Here is a 1,016-nt window from a genome sequence, read left to right as displayed (position 1 = left end):
GCCCGCTGCTCGAAGGTCCACGAGGGCACGTCGGCCCGCAGGTGGAGGAACCGGCGGTGGCCCAGGCCCAGCAGGTGGCCGGCGGCCTGGCGGACACCGTCGGCGATGTCCAGGTTGACGGTGGCGGCGGCGCCCGGCGAGGCGTGGGGCTCGCTGTCCAGCATCACCAGCGGAAGACGGTCGCCGCGCAGCACGGTCAGCGCCCGGGCCGCCATCGACGACGCCAGCACGCCGTCCAGCGCGGCCGGGGCCGAGGCGAACGGGTCGCGTGCCGGTCCTACGCCGTCGGGGGAGGGGTAGAGCACGATCGAGAAGCCGTGCGCCGCGGCCACCCGCGCCGCGCCGGTGTGCACCCCGGCGAAGAAGTGCGTGGTCAGCGAGGGAACCACCAGCAGCACCGTCCGGGTGCGGCCGGTGCGCAGGTTCCGGGCCGCGAGGTTGGGCCGGTAGCCCAGGATGCGCGCGGCCTCCCTGACCCGCTCCGCGGTGGGGGCCGAGATGCGGCCCTGCCATTTGCCGCCCATGACCAGGGAGACGGAGGCCTGCGAGACACCGGCCTCGCGGGCCACGTCCCGGCTGGTGGGGCGGGTCTTGCCTGATGAGGGCATCGTCGGCGCGCTCTCCGTCTGGACTGAGGGTCAGTGAACATGCTACGTATGACGTTCACGTTATACGTAAAACGGAGGGCGCTGCATGTTCTCGCGGTACCTGGAGATCCTCAAGGCCCGGCATGCCGCGCGTCTTCTGACGGGGACGCTGGTGGGCCGGCTGCCCAACGCCACCTCGGCCATCGCCATCGTGCTGTTCGTCAGAGCCGAGGGCGGCTCCTACAGCCTGGCCGGTGTGCTGGCCGCGGTGTACGGCGTCGCCAACGCCGTCGGCCAGCCCGTGCTGGGCCGGCTGGTCGACCTGCACGGGCAGCCGCGCGTGCAGCTGCCCGCCGCCGTGCTGGCCGCGGCCTCCATGGCCGTCTTCGCCCTCACCGGCCTCGACCCGCTGCCCCTGGCCTGCCTGGC

Annotated in this window: 1 protein-coding gene and 1 pseudogene; one reads left to right on the top strand and one right to left on the bottom strand. The window is 73.6% G+C overall.

The window, feature by feature from the left end:
- On the bottom strand, positions 1–608 hold a 608-nt coding region (locus HW445_RS32515; protein ID WP_180224328.1), incomplete at its 3' end, for a LacI family DNA-binding transcriptional regulator.
- An 85-nt stretch (positions 609–693) separates the two neighbouring features.
- Between HW445_RS32515 and HW445_RS32510 the strand changes: the two are divergent.
- Positions 694–1,016: pseudogene (locus HW445_RS32510) on the top strand (MFS transporter); the annotation flags it as partial.

This window comes from Streptomyces sp. UH6 (assembly GCF_013421635.1).
Classification (GTDB): domain Bacteria; phylum Actinomycetota; class Actinomycetes; order Streptomycetales; family Streptomycetaceae; genus Streptomyces; species Streptomyces abyssomicinicus.
Note: the sequence above shows the minus strand (reverse complement) of the source record. Positions and strands in the feature narration are given on the sequence as shown.